Origin of the sequence: Caballeronia sp. EK (genome assembly GCF_014384845.1) — a bacterium.
Lineage (GTDB): Bacteria > Pseudomonadota > Gammaproteobacteria > Burkholderiales > Burkholderiaceae > Caballeronia > Caballeronia jiangsuensis.
The window spans coordinates 301,165-318,809 of record NZ_JACSUE010000008.1 but is presented as its reverse complement, the minus strand read 5'-3'; the positions used below and the strand labels follow the sequence as shown (position 1 = coordinate 318,809).

General features: G+C 64.3%; 14 protein-coding genes. 5 read left to right on the top strand and 9 right to left on the bottom strand.

Features of this window, described 5'->3' with window-relative positions:
• Nucleotides 1–265 precede the first annotated feature (265 nt).
• Nucleotides 266–1,090: an EAL domain-containing protein gene (locus IAG25_RS25795; RefSeq protein ID WP_187607396.1), complete on the bottom strand. Its 825-nt coding sequence runs from the start codon at nucleotides 1,088–1,090 to the stop codon at nucleotides 266–268.
• A 252-nt stretch (nucleotides 1,091–1,342) separates the two neighbouring features.
• Between IAG25_RS25795 and hmgA the strand changes: the two genes are divergently transcribed.
• Nucleotides 1,343–2,680, top strand: coding sequence for a homogentisate 1,2-dioxygenase (gene hmgA, locus IAG25_RS25790; protein ID WP_187607361.1), 1,338 nt, complete (start codon nucleotides 1,343–1,345; stop codon nucleotides 2,678–2,680).
• On the top strand, nucleotides 2,677–3,963 hold the full coding sequence (gene fahA / locus IAG25_RS25785; protein ID WP_187607360.1) for a fumarylacetoacetase: 1,287 nt from the start codon (nucleotides 2,677–2,679) through the stop codon (nucleotides 3,961–3,963). The genes hmgA and fahA overlap by 4 nt, the downstream gene beginning before the upstream one ends.
• A gap of 654 nt (nucleotides 3,964–4,617) precedes the next feature.
• Here the strand turns inward: fahA and IAG25_RS25780 are convergent.
• Nucleotides 4,618–5,778, bottom strand: coding sequence for an MFS transporter (locus IAG25_RS25780; protein WP_187607359.1), 1,161 nt, complete (start codon nucleotides 5,776–5,778; stop codon nucleotides 4,618–4,620).
• 22 nt (nucleotides 5,779–5,800) lie between these two features.
• The gene (locus tag IAG25_RS25775) at nucleotides 5,801–6,973 is read right to left on the bottom strand and encodes an MFS transporter (protein ID WP_187607358.1); all 1,173 of its coding nucleotides are present in this window, start codon (nucleotides 6,971–6,973) and stop codon (nucleotides 5,801–5,803) included.
• A 311-nt stretch (nucleotides 6,974–7,284) separates the two neighbouring features.
• On the opposite strand from IAG25_RS25775, the gene IAG25_RS25770 reads away from it, so the two are divergent.
• Nucleotides 7,285–7,728 (top strand): hypothetical protein, encoded by a 444-nt coding sequence (locus tag IAG25_RS25770; RefSeq protein WP_255503924.1) that lies wholly within the window; start codon nucleotides 7,285–7,287, stop codon nucleotides 7,726–7,728.
• Here IAG25_RS25770 and pdeM read toward each other — a convergent pair.
• From pdeM to IAG25_RS25750, 4 genes are read right to left on the bottom strand one after another with little or no spacing between them, the layout of a single operon-like run.
• Complete coding sequence (gene pdeM, locus IAG25_RS25765) at nucleotides 7,691–8,380, bottom strand: ligase-associated DNA damage response endonuclease PdeM (protein ID WP_187607357.1); 690 nt, start codon at nucleotides 8,378–8,380, stop codon at nucleotides 7,691–7,693. The two genes, IAG25_RS25770 and pdeM, sit on opposite strands and share 38 nt — an antisense overlap.
• A complete protein-coding gene (locus IAG25_RS25760; RefSeq protein WP_187607356.1) occupies nucleotides 8,381–10,987 on the bottom strand; it encodes a ligase-associated DNA damage response DEXH box helicase in 2,607 nt (868 codons plus the stop codon). It lies immediately after the preceding gene.
• Complete coding sequence (locus IAG25_RS25755) at nucleotides 10,984–12,639, bottom strand: ATP-dependent DNA ligase (protein ID WP_187607355.1); 1,656 nt, start codon at nucleotides 12,637–12,639, stop codon at nucleotides 10,984–10,986. The genes IAG25_RS25760 and IAG25_RS25755 overlap by 4 nt, the downstream gene beginning before the upstream one ends.
• Nucleotides 12,636–13,664 carry a ligase-associated DNA damage response exonuclease gene (locus tag IAG25_RS25750; RefSeq protein ID WP_187607354.1) on the bottom strand — a complete coding sequence of 343 codons (1,029 nt, stop codon included), beginning with the start codon at nucleotides 13,662–13,664 and terminating at the stop codon, nucleotides 12,636–12,638. The genes IAG25_RS25755 and IAG25_RS25750 overlap by 4 nt, the downstream gene beginning before the upstream one ends.
• Nucleotides 13,665–13,898: 234 nt before the next feature.
• Here IAG25_RS25750 and IAG25_RS25745 point away from each other — a divergent pair, with 234 nt between their 5' ends.
• Nucleotides 13,899–14,405 (top strand): plasmid fertility inhibition factor family protein, encoded by a 507-nt coding sequence (locus IAG25_RS25745; RefSeq protein ID WP_035497871.1) that lies wholly within the window; start codon nucleotides 13,899–13,901, stop codon nucleotides 14,403–14,405.
• Nucleotides 14,406–14,483: 78 nt separating this feature from the next.
• Here IAG25_RS25745 and IAG25_RS25740 read toward each other — a convergent pair whose 3' ends face one another.
• Nucleotides 14,484–15,482 (bottom strand): LysR family transcriptional regulator, encoded by a 999-nt coding sequence (locus IAG25_RS25740; protein WP_187607353.1) that lies wholly within the window; start codon nucleotides 15,480–15,482, stop codon nucleotides 14,484–14,486.
• 816 nt (nucleotides 15,483–16,298) lie between these two features.
• On the opposite strand from IAG25_RS25740, the gene IAG25_RS25735 reads away from it, so the two are divergent.
• Entirely contained in the window at nucleotides 16,299–17,147 is an 849-nt protein-coding gene (locus tag IAG25_RS25735) for an aldo/keto reductase (RefSeq protein WP_187607352.1), read from the top strand.
• A 12-nt stretch (nucleotides 17,148–17,159) separates the two neighbouring features.
• On the opposite strand, the gene IAG25_RS25730 is transcribed toward IAG25_RS25735, so the two are convergent.
• Nucleotides 17,160–17,579 carry a hypothetical protein gene (locus IAG25_RS25730; protein WP_187607351.1) on the bottom strand — a complete coding sequence of 140 codons (420 nt, stop codon included), beginning with the start codon at nucleotides 17,577–17,579 and terminating at the stop codon, nucleotides 17,160–17,162.
• Nucleotides 17,580–17,645 lie beyond the last annotated feature (66 nt).

The following is a 17,645-nucleotide window of genomic DNA, read 5'->3' as shown; positions in this document are numbered from 1 at the left end:
AGCTATTTGGTGCTGAACCAGTCCGTTGTGTGGTGCGATGTGTCAGACCGTGCGCGGTCCAAGCCCCGCGAGACCTTCGAGGGCACTCGCTACAGCCGGGCCATTAGGCCAATCGCCTGTGCCGCGGCCGGTGTGAAGCGCTTAGGCTGGGGATAGCTGTTTCTTTGGTTACTTTCTTTGCAGCAGCAAAGAAAGTGACCCCCGCCCCGCACAGGGGCAGTGCTAATAAACCGACACGAATACGGGATCCGGCGAAGAAAAAACCCTACCGCCCATGAAACGCCGGATGCGCATCAAACACCGGCCCCTGCACGAAGTGAACATCAAACTGCTGCAACGCATTGAACTGCGCTTCATCACCGACATTGGAAAAGATGAGCGGAATCTTCAACCGGTTCGCATACCCCACAAGATGCTTCACAACAGAATCGCGTAATGCCGCGCCGGCATCCATCTTGATGAAATCGAGCCGCGCCATATCCGACACCGCCATGATCTGTCCGGCATTGGGCAGATTCCCTGCGACCTTGAACCCGTAACGCTGATAGCTCTTGGTGAGATAACCAAGAAACGTCTTGTGCGCGACCGCCGCAGCCGGCAATTCGATCACCACGCGCGACGGGCTCAGCCCGAACTCCATCAGCACCGAAGAGAAATGCAGCCCGTGGTCGTACTTCACGCTCTTCAACAGCCGCTCGTGCACACGCAAAAACAAAAGCCCCGGACGATGCGGCCCGAAGAAATTGAACGCATGCACCGCGCGCGACAGCCGATCGAGCGCGACCAGCTCGCGGTCGTCTTCGAGTTGCCCGAACGGGTCGCGCGGGGCATCGCCCTGAATCAGCGTCAATGCCTGCACGCCGAGTTCATCGCCGAAACGCTCGGCGCTCTCCGGCGACGCGCTCAATGTCTGCGGAAAGCTATGCGTGCCGACATCGAAGATCGGCTCGTAAGCGCTCGAAATGCACAGATCGCGGTAACGCGCGATGGCCTCGCCGGCATGCTCGTTTTGACCAAGCGCGACATGCGCGCCGAGAAACGGATGTTCCGCGGCGCGGGCGACAAGTTCAGGCAAGGACGGGGCGATCATGGATGGCGCATTCGAGTCGTGAGGCGTGCCGTACCAGGCGATTTTCATTGGAAGGATCGATGGTATCAGCGCGCAACACCGCGTCCAGCACCAAATTCACATATTGATATGCCGAAGGAAGCGCGTCGATTAAGGGTTTACGAGAAATTTCACTAATCGTAATTGGTTTTACTATGCGTAAAACGCGACGACAGCGTGCCGCGCTCGCCGTCGTCGCCTGACCTGTCGTACTTTTCGTCGAGGATTTCGACCATGCCAACGTTCGAGACGCATACGGACGCGAATCAGCACTATCAATCCGGCTTCGCCAACGACTTCGCCACCGAGGCGCTGCCCGGCGCGCTGCCGATCGGCCGCAACTCGCCGCAGCGCGCGGCGTACGGTCTGTATGCCGAGCAGCTTTCGGGTACGGCGTTCACCGCGCCGCGCGCCCACAATCGCCGCTCGTGGCTCTATCGCATCCGTCCGGGCGCCGTGCACAAGCCGTTCACCCGCGTTCCCGCCGACGCATTGCGCGCGAAGCTCGTCGGCAATTTCGCCGATGTGCCGCCGACGCCGCCCAACCAGCTTCGCTGGGACCCGCTGCCGATGCCCGCCGCGCCGACCGATTTCATCGACGGCTGGGTGACGATGGTCGGCAACGGCGCCGCCGAATCGATGAGCGGTTGCGCGATTCATCTCTACGCCGCGAACCGGTCGATGCAGGACCGCTTCTTCTACAACAGCGACGGCGAACTGCTGATCGTGCCGCAGCAAGGCCGCCTCGCGATTTCGACGGAACTCGGCAAGCTGGACGTCGAACCGTTTGAAATCGCGGTGATTCCGCGCGGCGTGCGCTTTTCCGTTGCGCTGCCCGATGGCGACGCGCGCGGCTATATCTGCGAGAACTTCGGCGCGCTCTTGCAGTTGCCCGATCTCGGTCCGATCGGCTCGAACGGGCTCGCGAATCCGCGCGACTTCCTCACGCCGCAGGCCGCCTATGAAGACCGCGAGGGCAAGTTCGAGCTGGTCACGAAGATGAACGGCGTGCTGTGGCGCGCGGACATCGGCCATTCGCCGCTCGATGTCGTCGCGTGGCACGGCAACTACGCGCCGTACAAGTACGACTTGCGCCACTTCAACACGATCGGCTCGATCAGCTTCGATCATCCCGATCCGTCGATCTTCCTCGTGCTGCAATCGCCGAGCGACACGCCGGGCGTCGACACGATCGACTTCGTGATCTTCCCGCCGCGCTGGCTCGCGGCCGAGGATACGTTCCGTCCGCCGTGGTTCCATCGCAATGTCGCGAGCGAGTTCATGGGCCTCGTGCACGGCGTCTACGATGCGAAGGCCGAAGGCTTCGTGCCGGGCGGCGCGAGTCTGCACAACTGCATGTCGGGACATGGGCCGGATGCGGGGACGTTCGAGAAGGCATCGGCGAGCGATACCTCGAAGCCCGCGAAGGTCGACGCCACGATGGCCTTCATGTTCGAGACGCGCACCCTCATCAAGCCGACGCAGTTCGCGCTCGAAACCGCGCAACTGCAGGCGAACTACTACGAGTGCTGGCAAGGCCTCACGAAACACTTCAACCCGGAGCAACGATGAACGACGCGCTGAAGGCCACACTCGCGCCTGCCCTGAAGAGCTGGATCGAATCCGCGAACGATCCTGCAAGCGACTTCCCGATCCAGAACCTGCCGTTCGGCATTTTCAGCGACGCGGTGCGCGCGCAGCCGCGTGCGGGCGTCGCGATCGGCGACTGGATCGTCGATCTGGCCGCGCTCGAACGGGCGAACCTCCTCGATGCGCACGGCACGTTCGACAAGCCGCGTCTGAACGACTTCATCGCGCTCGGACGCGAGACATGGCGCGACGTGCGCATCGCGCTGTCCGCCTTGCTCGCGCAGGGCAACGCGACACTGCGCGACGACGAAGCGCTGCGCCGCCACGCGCTCGTGCCACGCGCCGGCGCGACGCTGCATCTGCCGGTGGAGATTCCCGGCTATACGGACTTCTATTCGTCGAAGGAGCACGCGACCAACGTCGGCTCGATGTTCCGCGATCCGAAGAACGCGCTGTTGCCGAACTGGTCGGAGATGCCGATCGGCTATAACGGGCGCGCTTCGTCGGTGGTCGTGAGCGGCACGCCGGTGCGCCGGCCCAATGGACAGATCAAGCTGCCGAACGAAGATCGCCCGATCTACGGCGCGTGCCGCAAGCTGGATATCGAGCTGGAGACGGGCTTCATCATCGGTCGTGGCAACACGCTCGGCGAGCCGATCGCGTGCGCGGACGCCGAGGCGCATATCTTCGGCATGGTGCTGCTGAACGACTGGAGCGCGCGCGATATCCAGCAATGGGAATACGTGCCGCTCGGCCCGTTCAACTCGAAGGGGTTCGCGACGACCATCTCGCCGTGGATCGTCACGCTCGATGCGCTCGAGCCGTTCCGCACCGCGACGCCTGCGCAGGAGCCGGAGCCGCTCGCGTATCTACGTCATGAAGGCAATCACGCGTTCGACATCGAGCTGGAAGTGACGCTAAGGGCCGAAGGCGTGCAAAAGCCGACGATCCTTTCGCGCACCAACTTCCGGCTGATGTACTGGTCGATGGCGCAGCAACTCGCGCATCACACGGTCGGCGGGTGCAATACGCGCGTCGGCGATCTGATGGGCTCCGGGACGATCAGCGGGCCGACGCCCGAGTCGTGCGGCAGCCTGCTCGAGAGTACTTGGAACGGGCAGCGGCCCGTGAAGCTTGAAGAAGGCGGCGAGCGCGTGTTTTTGCAGGATGGCGATGAAGTCACCCTACGAGGGTGGTGTCAGGGGGAAGGGTTTCGGGTTGGGTTTGGCGATTGTGCCGGGCAGGTTTTGGCAGCGCGGGGTTGAGGTTTGTTCTTTTCGCCGGATCCCGGGTTCGCGGTGGTCTATTAGCACTGCCCCTCCCCGGGGCGGGGGTCACTTTCTTTGCTGCTGCAAAGAAAGTAACCAAAGAAAGCAGCTTCTCACCGCCCGCGGTCACACGCACGTTGGCCATGCTTGCCAGCCGCGAGTGGCACTCGCCTAAGTGTCGCCCTCGCAGGCCCAGTCGGGCTTGGCTCGCGCACGGTCTGACGAGCTATAAGTTTTAGCGCGCTGGTTCAGCACCAAATAGCTCCGGCACAGCGCTACGCGCTGCCGTTGGGTATGCAAGGGAAACCGTCGAAGAAGAAGCGCACGCAGACCCGATTGACCCATCGGCCGCGTAGCGGGCTGGAGCTATTTGGTGCTGAACCAGTGAAGCACGCGGCGCGATGAATCAGACCGTGCGCGGTCCAAGCCCCGCGAGACCTTCGAGGGCACTCGCTATTGCCGGGCCATTCAGCCAATCGTCTGTGCCGCGGCCGGTGTGAAGTGCTTAGGCTGGGGAAAGCTGTTTCTTTGGTTACTTTCTTTGCAGCAGCAAAGAAAGTGACTGCCGCCCCGCACAGGGGCAACACAAATAGACCGGCACGAAATTGGGATCCGGCGAAAAACCTTCGCATCCCATACCAACCCCAACCCCTACCGCGAGAAACGAGTCGCGTCGCTGCGCCGCTCCCACCAAACTGCCACCAGAAACGCGCCCGCGGCCACGGTCAACACACCAATCAGTGCATCCGCGCCGACGCGCTGCATCAGCGTCCCGGCGATCATCGGACCGCCGAAGCTAGCCACGCTCCACGATGCGCCGACGATCGCCGTCGCCGACACAAGCATCGGACCGCGAAAGCGTTCGCCACACGCGACGATCGACAGCGTGTAGATGCTGCCCGCCGCCGCACCGATCACGAAGAGCAGCGGCCAGCAGATCCACGGATGCAACATCGCCCAAGGCAGCAACGGCAAAAGCAGAACCACAACGACGCCCGCGCCCGCATGCACCTTCGCGCGCCCGATGCGATCGGCGAGCCAGCCAATGGGAAACTGCATCGTCGTGTCGCCCAGCAGGATCGCCGAGGCGAACAGCACGCCGACATCCTCGCCAATGCCGTGCGACATCGCGAAGAGCGGCATCAGCGAGAGCGCAAGCGTGTCGAAGAGGGCGAAGAAGCCCGTGCCGATCACGAGCGCCGGCATGCGCGGCAGCACCTGCCGCCAGTCGCCATGTTCGCCGTCGCCGGAAGCCAGCGACTGCGGCGCACCGCGTATCGACGCGAGCACGGGCAACGCCAGCGGAAAAATCGCGCCGCAGATCGCGAAGCGCATCGAATGCAGTCCGCCGATCACGCTGACGAGCACCGGGCCCGTCATCTGGAAGAGGGTGAAGTTGGTCGCGTAGATCGCGACGACGCGGCCGCGCGTCGAATCGTCGGCGAGCTGCGTGACCCACGCCTCGCCGATCGTGAAGAGCAGCATCAGCGCAGCGCCGCACAGAAAGCGCAGCACCGCCCACAGCCACAGATCCACGGTGAACTGCATCGCGATCGTGGAGAGCGCCGCGACGATCACCGTGCCGACGATCGTCTCGCGCGCGCCGCAACGCGCAGCGACGCGGCTCGCGAACGGCGCGACCGCGAGTCCGCCGCCCGCCTGCATCGCCGTCATCAGCCCGACGATGCTAGTGCCGTAACCCGCCTGTACGAGCGCGAGCGCGGTCAACGGCAACGTCGCGCCCAAGCCGAGTCCGACCACCGCGACGCTCAGGATCAGCGCGAGAAAGTCACGCGAGAGGATGCCCTTCATGCAGCGTGGCGCTCGCCGGAAATCAGGCGGCCTGTCCGATCGAAAGGCGGCGCGCGCGCTTGTCGAGCGTCGCCGACACCAGCGTGAGGCCGAACGCGCTCGCCGCCATCAGAATGCCGACCCACGGCAGCGACGTGAGCGGAGCGCCCGCGCTGATCACGCAGCCGCCGAGCCACGCGCCCGTCGCGTTGCCGAGATTGAACGCGCCCTGATTCAACGTCGATGCGAGATTGGGCGCATCGCTCGCGCGATTCACGATCAGCATCTGCAGCGGCGGCACGATCGCGAACGCGAGCACCCCCCAGAAGAGGATCGTGATCATCGCGGAAACGGGTTCGTGCATCGTGCCGGCGAAGATCGTCAGGATCGCGACGATCGCGAGCAGGAACGTCAGCAGCGAGCGCAGCAGCTTCCAGTCCGCGAGCTTGCCCCCGAGCGTGCTGCCGACCGTGAGGCCGAGACCGAAGAGCAGCAGCACGTACGTGACCGCGTGCGGCGAAAAGCCGGTGACGTCTTCGAGAATCGGCGTGATATACGTGAACACCGAGAAAAGACTGGCCGACGCCAATACGCTAATGCCGAGGACCATCAGCACTTGCGGATTCTTGAGCACGTCGAATTCGCGCAGGATGCTCGTGTCGCGCATCTCGATGTGCTTCGGCAGGCACACGGCGAGCGCGCCCGCCGCCGCAATGCCGATCAGCGTGACGACCCAGAACGTCGAGCGCCAGCCGGCAGCCTGGCCGAGCGCCGTGCCGAGCGGCACGCCGAGCACGTTGGCGAGCGTGAGTCCGGTGAACATCAGCGCGATGGCCTGCGCGCGGCGGTTCGGCGCGACGAGATCGGCGGCGACCACCGAGCCGATGCCGAAGAACGCGCCGTGGCAAAACGCGGTGACGATGCGCGCGCCCATCAGCACCCAGTAATTCGGCGCCAGCGCGCACAGCATATTGCCGACGATGAACACGCCGATCAGGCTCATCAGCGCCTTCTTGCGCGGCATCTTGGCCGTGATCACCGCCAGAATCGGCGCGCCCACCGTGACGCCGAGCGCGTAGCCGGATACGAGCATGCCCGCCGCCGGGATCGTCACCGCGAGATCGCGCGCGACATTGGGCAACAGGCCCATGATGACGAATTCGGTCGTGCCGATGCCGAACGCGGCAATGGCGAGAGCGAAAAGAGGCAGAGGCATGGTGGAGGCGGACGAAGTGTCACGTCTGGGCGCATCGTCGGATTGAGCGATGCAGGCGCCGAGGCGGAGTTGAAGGCTCGGATTGTACCGAAAGGTAATTTTCGATGCTGGTATAAACCCTGATAAGCGTCGGCCCGCAACACGCCGCGCCTGAACGGATATTCTTTTGCACGCGGCGACGGCGCACGGCTCTTGCCGATGCGACGCCGTCATGCGTCAGATGTTTCCGGTAACACCCTCGCGGCCGCGCATTCCTTGCGCGTCGCGGGCGCCGGAGAGTGTTGGAAAAACGCTGCAACTATCGAACGAAAATGTCACCGACAAAAATCTGTCTCCGCTTCGCGCTCGTATCCACGATGCTCCTCGGCGCACTCGCGCACGCCCAGAGCGACGCCGCCGGTCCCATCGCCACAGAGGCCGGCGCGCTGCATTTCCTGCGCGACGAATCCGGCATGGCCGCGCTCATCGACACCCAGGTGTTCGATCGCTTCGACGCGAAGCGCATCGCGCATTTCGATGAGACCTCCGGCGCGAGCGACACCGTCACGCGCATGCTCGTGCAATCCGACACCGGCCCCGTGCTCTACGATTTCCGCCGCAATCCGCCGCTCGTGCAACGCGTGAGTCAGCGCATGACGGTCAGGCGCGTGTTCTGGCAGGGCGAGGAAGTGGTGATGCAGTCGAACCTCGGCTGGTTCGGCTTCCAGCGCGGCAAGCTCACGAAGCTGCAATCGTCGACGACGATCTATCACTGACCGGAAACACGCGCTCGCCGGCGATCACGTACAGCGCTTCGGCGCGCACTTCGCCGTTCACCTCGAAGCCGCCGGTGAACGCGCCGAACGCGGGCAGCACGCCCGCGCGCGCGCCGAAGCGAAAGCACGACAGCCGCACGCTGTCGATGCGCGTCGCGAGGCGGTAGACCGGGTGTTCGTGTCCGGCGAGCGCGTAAGCGCCATCGACCGTCTGCGGATGATGACAAAGCGCCCACGGCCCGAGCACGTGCGGTTCCTTCACGACATCGACGCCGAACATGGCGGGCAGCGCGCCCGCGTGTTTGTCGTGATTGCCTTCGACCAGCACGAGTTCCAGCGCGCGATGTCTTGCGCGCCACGCGGCCAGCGCGTCGAGCGTTTCGTCCGCGTGCGATTCGCGCGCGTGCAGCAGATCGCCGAGAAAGACGATCGATTCCGGCCGATGCGCCGCCACGAGCGCATCGAGCCGCGCGAGGCTCTCGCCGGTCGTGCCGACGGGCACCGGAATGCCGCGCGCGCGGAACACGGCGTCCTTGCCGAAATGCGCATCGGCGATGAAGAGCGTGTTCAGACGCGGATCGAAGGCCGCGCGATCCGCGGAGAGCACGAGCGCGTGGCCGTTGATGTCGATGGTCAGGGCTTCGATGGCCATTTATCCCTTTGCCGCCTTCTCCAGATCCGCGAGCATGCGCTCGACGCGATCCGACAGCTTCTCCGTGCTCACCTTTTCCCGCAAGCGCGCGACGATCAGCGGGAACGCGAAGGGCGTCGGCTTCTTCGGGTGCATGAGCGCGAGTCGGCTCTCGCTCATGCGCTGCAACGCCGCGCGGATGCGGCCCAGTTCCAGTTCCTGCAGCATCACTTCCTGATCCGCCTGCGCGAGCAGCAGATTGTCGCTGTCGTGTTTGCGGAAGACTTCGTAGAACAGTCCGCTCGACGCCTGCAACTGGCGCGCGCTTTTTTGCTGCCCCGGATGGCCCTGATAAATCAGCCCCGACACGCGCGCAATTTCCCGAAAACGCCGCGCCGAGAGTTCGGATGCGTTGAGACTCGCCAGAATGTCATGCTCCAGATTCACCGGCGAAAAGAGCCCTTCCGCGATGAGCGTCTCCCAGTCGAACGGCCGTGCCGACAGCAGCTCGAAGCCGTAGTCGTTCATCGAAATGGAGAACGTGCCGGGCTGATCGCGTGACGCTCGCCAGCCGAGCAGCGATCCCAGACCGATATGCGCCATGCGCCCCGCGAACGGATAGCAGAAGAAGTGATGACCTTCGCGCGAGCGCACCAGTTCGACGACCAGCACGCCCGGCCCCGGCAGCGCCGACCACTTCGCCTGCAGGTCGAGCAGCGGCCTCACGGCGCGCATTTCGGGCTCGTCGTAGATGCCGTCGTTGGCGCGCGCGAGCATCGCGAGCGCGGCGTCCGCGAGTTCGGACGAGAGCGGCATCTTGCTGCCCGCCCATTGCGGCATCGCACCGCGCGATGAGCTTGCGCGCTTCACGTAGGCGGTCATGTCGCGCACGCGCACGAGTTCGAGCGCGCGTCCGCCGAAGGTGAAGACATCGCCGGGTTTCAGACGCGAGATGAACGACTCCTCCATCGCGCCGATGCGCCCGCCCGTCATATACGCCACGTTGATGGTTGCGTTCGCAACGATCGTCCCGACGTTGTTGCGATGCCGCCGCACGAGATCCTCGCGCGGCACGCGATACACGCCGTCATCGCCCTTCACGACGCGATGAAAGTCCGGATACGCCCCGAGCGATGCGCCGCCGCGCTCGACGAACGTGAGCGCCCAATTGAACTCGGGCTCCGTCAGATCTCGATACGCATACGCCGTGCGGACTTCGTCGAGCATCGCGGCAGACCTAAAGCCGCCGCCGATCGCCACCGTCACGAGATGCTGCACGAGCACGTCGAGGGGTTTCAAAGGCATGTCGCGGCCTTCGATGCGGCGTTCCTCGATCGCCCAGCGCGCTGCCGCTGCCTCGACGAGTTCGAGCGCGTGCGTCGGCACGATCGTCACGCGCGACACGCGGCCCGGCGCGTGGCCCGAGCGGCCCGCGCGCTGCATGAGCCGCGCGACGCCCTTCGGCGAGCCGATCTGGAACACGCGATCGACCGGCAGAAAATCGACGCCCAGATCGAGACTCGACGTGCACACGACCGCCTTCAGTTGCCCGTTCTTCAGACCCAGTTCCACCCAGTCGCGCACCTCTTTGTCGAGCGAGCCGTGATGCAGCGCGAGCAGGCCGGCCCATTCCGGCCGCAATTCGAGCAGCGCGCGATACCAGATTTCCGATTGCGAGCGCGTGTTGGTGAAGACGAGCGAGCTTTGCGCATGATCGATTTCATCGGCGACGGGCCCGACTTGCCGTACGCCGAGATGACCGCCCCACGGAAAGCGCTCGATGGTCTCCGGAATCAGCGTATCGACGACGAGCGTCTTCGGCTGCGCGCCGCGCACGACCACGCGCGGCGTTTTCACGGGATGCAGCAGCGCATCGTGCGCGAGGGCGAGGTTGCCGAGCGTCGCGGACAAGCCCCAGATCTGCAATTCCGGCCGCCAGCGCGCGAGCCGCGCGATCGCGAGTTGCGTCTGCGTGCCGCGTTTGTTGCCGAGCAACTCGTGCCATTCATCGACGACGATCATGCGCAGGTGCTTCAGTTCCTCCTGCGCATTGGCGCGCGTCAGCATCAGCGTGAGGCTTTCGGGTGTCGTCACGAGCGCGGAGGGCATGCGTCGACTCTGACGCGCGCGTTCCGTCGATGACGTGTCGCCGGTGCGCAGTCCGACCGTCCACGGCACGGATAGCGCAGTCACCGCGTTTTGCAACGCGCGGGCGCTGTCGGCGGCGAGCGCGCGCATCGGCGTGATCCAGAGGACGGTCAGCGGCGCGGGCAGCGCGTTCGGTTTCGGCGGCGCGTGCGCATAGGCGGCGAGCGCGCCGAGCCACACGGCCCAGGTCTTGCCCGCGCCGGTCGTCGCGTGAAGCAGGCCGCTCGCGCCGCGTGCGATCTCGCGCCACGCTTCGCGCTGAAACTCGAACGGCTGCCAGCCGCGCTCGTCGAACCAGCGCGCGATGCGTTCATCGATCGGCGTCGCGGCCTGCGTCGCGTCGTAGGCGAAGGGCGCGGGCGTGAACGAATCGGCGGCTGCATCGAGCTTCGCCTGCGCCGCTCGCGTGCGCGGTATGCGGCGGGGACGCGGCGCGCGCCGCCTTTCCTTGTCCTTGTCCGATGCCTCCGGCGCGCTCATGCCGTCGCCTCGTTCAGAAAGCCCTTGAGCATGTCGAGCGTATCGGCGTCTTCGATCTTTTTGTCGGTACGCCAGCGCAACATGCGCGGAAAGCGCACCGCGATGCCCGACTTGTGCCGCGGGCTCGCCTGGATGCCTTCGAAGCCGATCTCGAAGACGAGCGTCGGCGTGACGCTGCGCACCGGCCCGAACTTCTCGATGGTCGTCTTGCGCACGATCGCATCGACCTGGCGCATTTCTTCGTCGGTCAGTCCGGAATAGGCCTTCGCGAACGGAACGAGCGTGCGCGCGCCGTCGGCTTCGTCCCAGACGGCGAAGGTGAAATCCGTGTAGAGACTCGCGCGACGTCCGTGGCCGCGTTGCGCGTAGAGCAGTACGGCATCGATCGCATACGGATCGATCTTCCACTTCCACCACGTACCCGACGCCTTCGTGCGCCCGACGCCGTACATCGACGCGCGCTCCTTCAGCATCAATCCTTCGACGCCGCGCGCACGGCTTTCGTCGCGCAACGCTCCGAGCGCTTCCCAGTCCGATGCGACGACCATCGGCGAAACGCGCAGCACATCGACCGCGAGCGACGACGCGAGCGCGTCCAGGCGGGCGCGTCGTTCGTGCAGCGGCGCCGTGCGCAGATCGCGGCCATCGGCTTCGAGCAGATCGTAGGCGAGCAGCGCGGCGGGCGAATCGGCGAGCACCTTTTTGGTGAGCGATTTGCGCGTGATGCGAGGCTGCAGGCGCGCGAACGGCAGCGGCGCGTTCGCGCCCGGCTCCCACGCGAGAATCTCGCCGTCGATCACGGTGCCGTCCGGCAGCGCGGCGCCGAGCGATGCGAGTTCGGGAAAGCGCTCCGTGACGAGATCCTCGCCGCGCGACCAGATCCACACGCGGCCCGCGCGCTTCACGAGTTGCGCGCGTATGCCGTCCCATTTCCATTCGACGATCCAGTCGCCGGGCGAGCCGAGCGTCGCCGGATCGGCCTGCAGAGGATGCGCGAGGAAGAACGGAAAGGGCAGGCCGATATCGCTTTCGTGGGGCGTATCGACATCGTCGCCTTCGGCCGCCGGCGCGATCAGCCGCAGATAGCGCGCCGCGCTCGGCGCTTGCCGGGAATCGGTCCAGCCGACCATGCGTTGCGCGATGCGTTTGTGATCGACGCCCGCGACTTCGGCCAGCGCCCGCACGACGAGTTGCCGCGCGACGCCCACGCGAAAGCCGCCGCCGATCAGCTTCGTCAGCAGAAAGCGCTCGCTCCAGTTCAGCTCGTCCCAGTAGCTCAGAAGCTTGTCGCGCAACTCGGCCGGGTTCGCGCCGCGCAACGTCAGCACGCGTTCCTCGATCCACTGCGCGAGCCCGAGCGACGATTCGCCCGACGCAGGCGGCAGCACATGCGCAATGGTTTCGGCGAGATCGCCGACCGCCTGATAGGACTCCTCGAAAAGCCACTCCGGCAAGCCCGCGCGCTCGCGGGCGAATTCGACAAGCAGGCGCGTGGGGACCGACTGGCGCGGCTTGCCGCCCGCGAGAAAGTACGACGCCCACGCCGCATCTTCGGGCTGCGCGCCGGAGAAATACGCGATCAGCGCTTCGAGCTTTTCGTTGGTCGATGTCGTCGCATCGAGCGCGGCGTAGAGCGTCGCGAAGCGCTTCATGATGCCTCGGCGGTGTCGGCTTCGACGGCATCGTCGCCGTATTCGGTCTTGAACGCGCCCGCGTCCAGTCCCTGCTCGCAGAGCCAGCGCACCATCGGCTCGATCTGGCCATGCGTGACGATCACGCGTTGCGCGCCCGTCGCACCGATCGCGAGTTGCAGGCCGGGCCAGTCGGCGTGATCCGAGAGCACGAAGCCGCGATCGACGCCCTTGCGCCGCCGCGTGCCGCGCAGGCGCATCCAGCCGGACGCGAAGGCGTCGCTGTAATCGCCGAAGCGGCGCATCCAGGTGCTGCCTTGCGCCGACGGCGGCGCGACGATCAGCGCGCCCTTGAAGGCGGCCTTGTCCTTCGCGGCGATTTCGCTGACGAGGCGCGTCTGCGGCAGCGCGACGCCCGCCTGTGCGTACGCGCGATTGAGCGGCTCGACCGCGCCGTGGCAGAAGATCGGGCCGATCGCCGCATCGACGCTCGCCAGCACGCGTTGCGCCTTGCCGAACGAATAGCAGAACAGCACCGACGCGCGCCCCTGCGCCGCGTTGTGCCGCCACCACGAGTCGATGCCGTCGAAGACCTCGCGGGAGGTGTCCCATCGGTAGATCGGCAAGCCGAACGTCGATTCGGTGATGAACGTATCGCAGCGCACGGGCTCGAACGGCGCGCAGGTCGGATCGGGCTCGACCTTGTAATCGCCGGACGCCACCCACACGCGCCCCTTGTACTCGACGCGCACCTGCGCCGAGCCGAGCACGTGTCCCGCCGGATGCAGCGACACGCGCACGCCGTTCACGTCGATCGCTTCGCCATAAGCGAGGCCTTGCAGATCGATGCCCGGCAGCCTCGACAGCAATACGCCGACGCCCGCTTCGGCCGCGAGATAGTGCGCGTGGCCGAAGCGCGCATGATCCGCGTGCGCATGCGTGATGACCGCGCGTTCGACGGGCCGCCAAGGGTCGATATGGAAGTTGCCCGGCACACAGAAAAGCCCTTCGGGCCGCGCGACGATGAGATCGGAAGAAGTGTCCACTGATCGATAAGGGTTGCGTGTGATGACAGCCGCGTGACATGCGTGCCGTCGGGCTACGTGGAGGTGTTCGATTCTGGCAACAAAAGCACGTCACGTGCCCGTCATGGCGCTTTCATGAATCGCGTCTAGGGTGTAAAAGTTTGTTTGACCCGGGCGTTTTGCTTAGCGACTCGTTCGGGCCGTTTGTTAGCGAAACACGCGCGCACGGGGCGCGCGCGCCGCGGTCTTCTTCATATGCCGAACATGGACACGATGGTTGCGCCGACCGCCGCAGAAGCGGTCTGGATCGTCAGGCTCCAGGGTCATCCGCAGTATGACTTCGTGCGCCTGAAGCGGGTATTCACCGACTTGGGCTCGCGCCATCAGGTCGTGCTCGTCGACGTCCGGAAGCTTCTCGCGTGCGCCAATCGCGACGACACGGATTACGTGCTCAAGGCCGTCGATGATTGGCACGCGGGCAAGGTGCGCGGCATCCGCGAGTTCCTCGACCCGGACAATCCGCGCGTACCCGAAATGCCCTACGTGACGATCAGCGTGCGGCGCTCGCCGGGGCTGCTCGGACTTCTGGGCGTGAATCGGGAAGGCGTGGTCGCGTTTCGCAACGGGCAGCATCGTGCGCGCTACATGGCGCACGCCGGCGCGCTGTGCATGCCGGTAGAGGTGCACGAACGCGAGGCGGTCTTGCTGCGCGAGATGTGCGCAGCGCCCGATGCGTCGGGTGCGGAATACGGAGAGATTTGAACGCGAAGACGTTCGGCTGCGCGGAGGAGATGGGCCAGACCGTTCGGACGCCGTCCGGCCCTTTGGGTTGAGATGTCGTTAGTTCGCGGTCGCCGACGCGCCCTGCATCGTTTGCAAGGTCATGACGGACTGCAAGGGCGCTCGCATGGTCTCGTCGGGCCGCGTGCCTTTGACGGCGAATTCGCGGCTCAGATAGTCCAGCGCGTAGTCGATGAAATAGCGCGTCTTCGCCGGCAGATACTGCCGTCCGGGATAGACGATCGACACTTTTACGTCGGGGTCGTCGACCGAGTAGTCATCCAGCAGGCGAACGAGCGTGCCGTCTTCGAGATCCGAGCGCACGATGCCTTCGGCGACGATCGAGAAACCCATGCCTTTCAGCGTCGCGAGACGCACCATCAGCCCGTTGTTGACCGTGTACACCGGCGCGAGCGTAATCTGTTCGGTGTCGCCGAGGCGATGCCGGAAGTGCCAGGTCTGACTACGCATCTCGTTCGGCAGTCCGACGGAAGGCAGCGATTGCAAATCGGCGGGTGAATTGGGCATGCCATGTTCGGCGATGAATGCTGGCGTCGCGACCGGCACCAGCGCGTTGGTTCCAACCGGCCGCTCGATGAGCGCCGTGCTCGACACCATGAAAGCCGTAACGATGCCGAGGTCGAATCCGTCCTCGACGAGGTCAACGTGTCGCTCTGCGAGGGTCAGGCGCACGTTTACTTTTGGATAGATTTTTCGAAAGCCGTCGATGAGTGGAGTCAGCGTGAGCAGGGAAAGCGCGCTCGATGAGACGACTCGCAGCGTGCCGCTCGGCTCACCCTCGGTGTGCGTGACGGTCGATTCGAGATGATCCAGTTCTTCGAGCAGCGCGCGGCAGCCTTCGAGATAGCGCGTGCCGGCTTCAGTAAGCGACAGATTGCGGGTGGTGCGGTTGATGAGGCGAGTCCGCAGATGTGCTTCGAGCATGGCGATTGCCCGAGTGACCAGCGCATTAGAGACGTCGAGTTGTTGTGCGGCGCGGCGGAAACTTTCCGTATCCGCTACGCGCACGAAGACGCGCATTGCATGAATCTGGTTCATCTTGGATTACCTCGCAGTTGTACTACATGGATCTGGATTCGTGCTTGCGTTACGCGCGGGTGTCCAGTTTCGGTGATCTATAAAACCGATAATATTAAGAGAAACACAGGATTGCAATACCTAAACAAAAAGGTTTTTGAATTCGACGACTTAATTTTTTGAGAAAACGTTTGGCCCTGCTTTAAAAGCCCGGACCCAAGCAGGAGTGGGCTCTGCAGTCTGTCCATATTTTGTCGCAAACCTTGATATATAAGGATTTTCGGCGAGTCAGATAGGGAATTGATTCGTTTTTTTATGATATATGTAGCGCTTTCTTAAAATATCGAATTTTGTACTGCGCCTAGGCCATTTCGAGAATTGATATATGAGGAAGCGCCTGTGAGTGATTTTATTTATTGATGTGTAGTTCGCGATAAATATTCTTGCTAAAGGATTACTGTCGGGAACCGGTTTCGATCTAGATAATGACCGTCGCGTCATTTTGGTGAGCCGATAAAAAGCCGGACTTCACTATTGAGAACTCGCTCGTCGCGCAGCCTGAAGTTGCTCTATTTTTTTGCCTCGCGATCGGCTACTCATTCGTTTTTTGAAGGTGTGCCCGATTCAAATCGACGGCGCTAGTGGCACGTTAATTGGCGCGCTTCGCCCGATCTAGGTATATCCCATTCGCGCTATTCATTTTCACGCCCGGCTTTTTACGGCGATCCGCGATTCTTCGCGAGCATCGGGCGCGGTGGACGCTACGGCCGGACCGGTACGAAACGACAGGCGTGCTCCTTGCGCGATAATCGGCGGACACACAAGGAGGCTCTGTTCATGGCTCAATCCAATCCGACGACCGTCACGCTGCCGACAGGCGAAGCGATCCCGAAGCTCGGCCAGGGCACTTGGGAAATGGGCGAACGTCCCGGCGCGCGCAAGAGCGAAATCGCGGCGCTGCGCGAAGGCGTCGAACTCGGCATGACGCTCATCGATACCGCTGAAATGTACGGCGACGGCGAAAGCGAGAAGCTCATCGCCGAGGCGCTCGGCGACCGGCGCGACGAGTTGTTCATCGTCAGCAAGGTGTATCCGCATAACGGCAGCGAACGCGGCGTGCAGGCCGCGTGCGAGCGCAGCCTGAAGCGTCTGAAGACCGATCGCATCGATCTCTATCTGCTGCACTGGCGCGGCGGCGAGGATCTGGAAGGCGTGGTCGCGGGTTTCGAGAAACTAAAGGGCGACGGCAAGATTCGCCACTGGGGCGTGAGCAACTTCGACGCCGACGACCTGGAAGAGCTCTTCTCGATCGATGGCGGCGATGCCTGCGCCACCGATCAGATTCTCTACAACGTCGCGCGGCGCGGACCGGAATTCGATCTGCTGCCGTGGCTGCGCGAGCGCCGCATGCCCGCGATGGCGTACAGCCCCGTCGATCATGCGCGCCTGCCGCGTGGCGGCGCGCTCGAAAAGATCGCGGCGGCGCGCGGCGTGTCGGCGTTCCAGATCGCGCTCGCGTGGGTGCTGCAACAGCCGCAGGTGTTTGCGATTCCGAAGGCGGCGGACGTCGCGCACGTGCGCGAGAATCGCGCGGCGCTCGACCTTCATCTGTCCGCCGATGAACTCGCGGACATCGATCAGCAGTTCAAGCCGCCGAAGTCGAAGCGCTCGCTGGAAATGCTTTGATGTCGCGCCGGATCAGGTGCATGCGTGATGCGCGTGCACCGAGCCGAGCACGGCGACTTCGGCGGGCGTGCGCCGGAGATCGGCTTCGCTGACCTGCTTCGCGTCGGCGAGGAAGTCGTCGACGATCGACGATACCTGCGTGTCCGGCAGGCAAAGCGATACGCGCCTCGTCTCGCCAACCGGCAGCGATGCGCGCTGCGACAGAAACAGCACGCCATATTGATAACCGCGCACGATGCCGCGCACCGCGCCCACGCATTGACCCTGCGCCGCGTTGTCGGACTTGGCGGTGCATTGCTGCACGAGTGCGTAAGCGGAGAAGGTCGGATCGGCTGAGCCGGACGCTGGCGCTGGCGGCGCGGTCTGCGCTTGCGCGGACATCGCGGCGCTCAAGGTGAAGGCACAGAGCGCGACGGAAAGGGCGGGTTTCATCGGTTGAATCCTCGTTGTTGTTGAACATCGAACCGATGAGAGACACGCGAACCCGCTTTGGTTCCG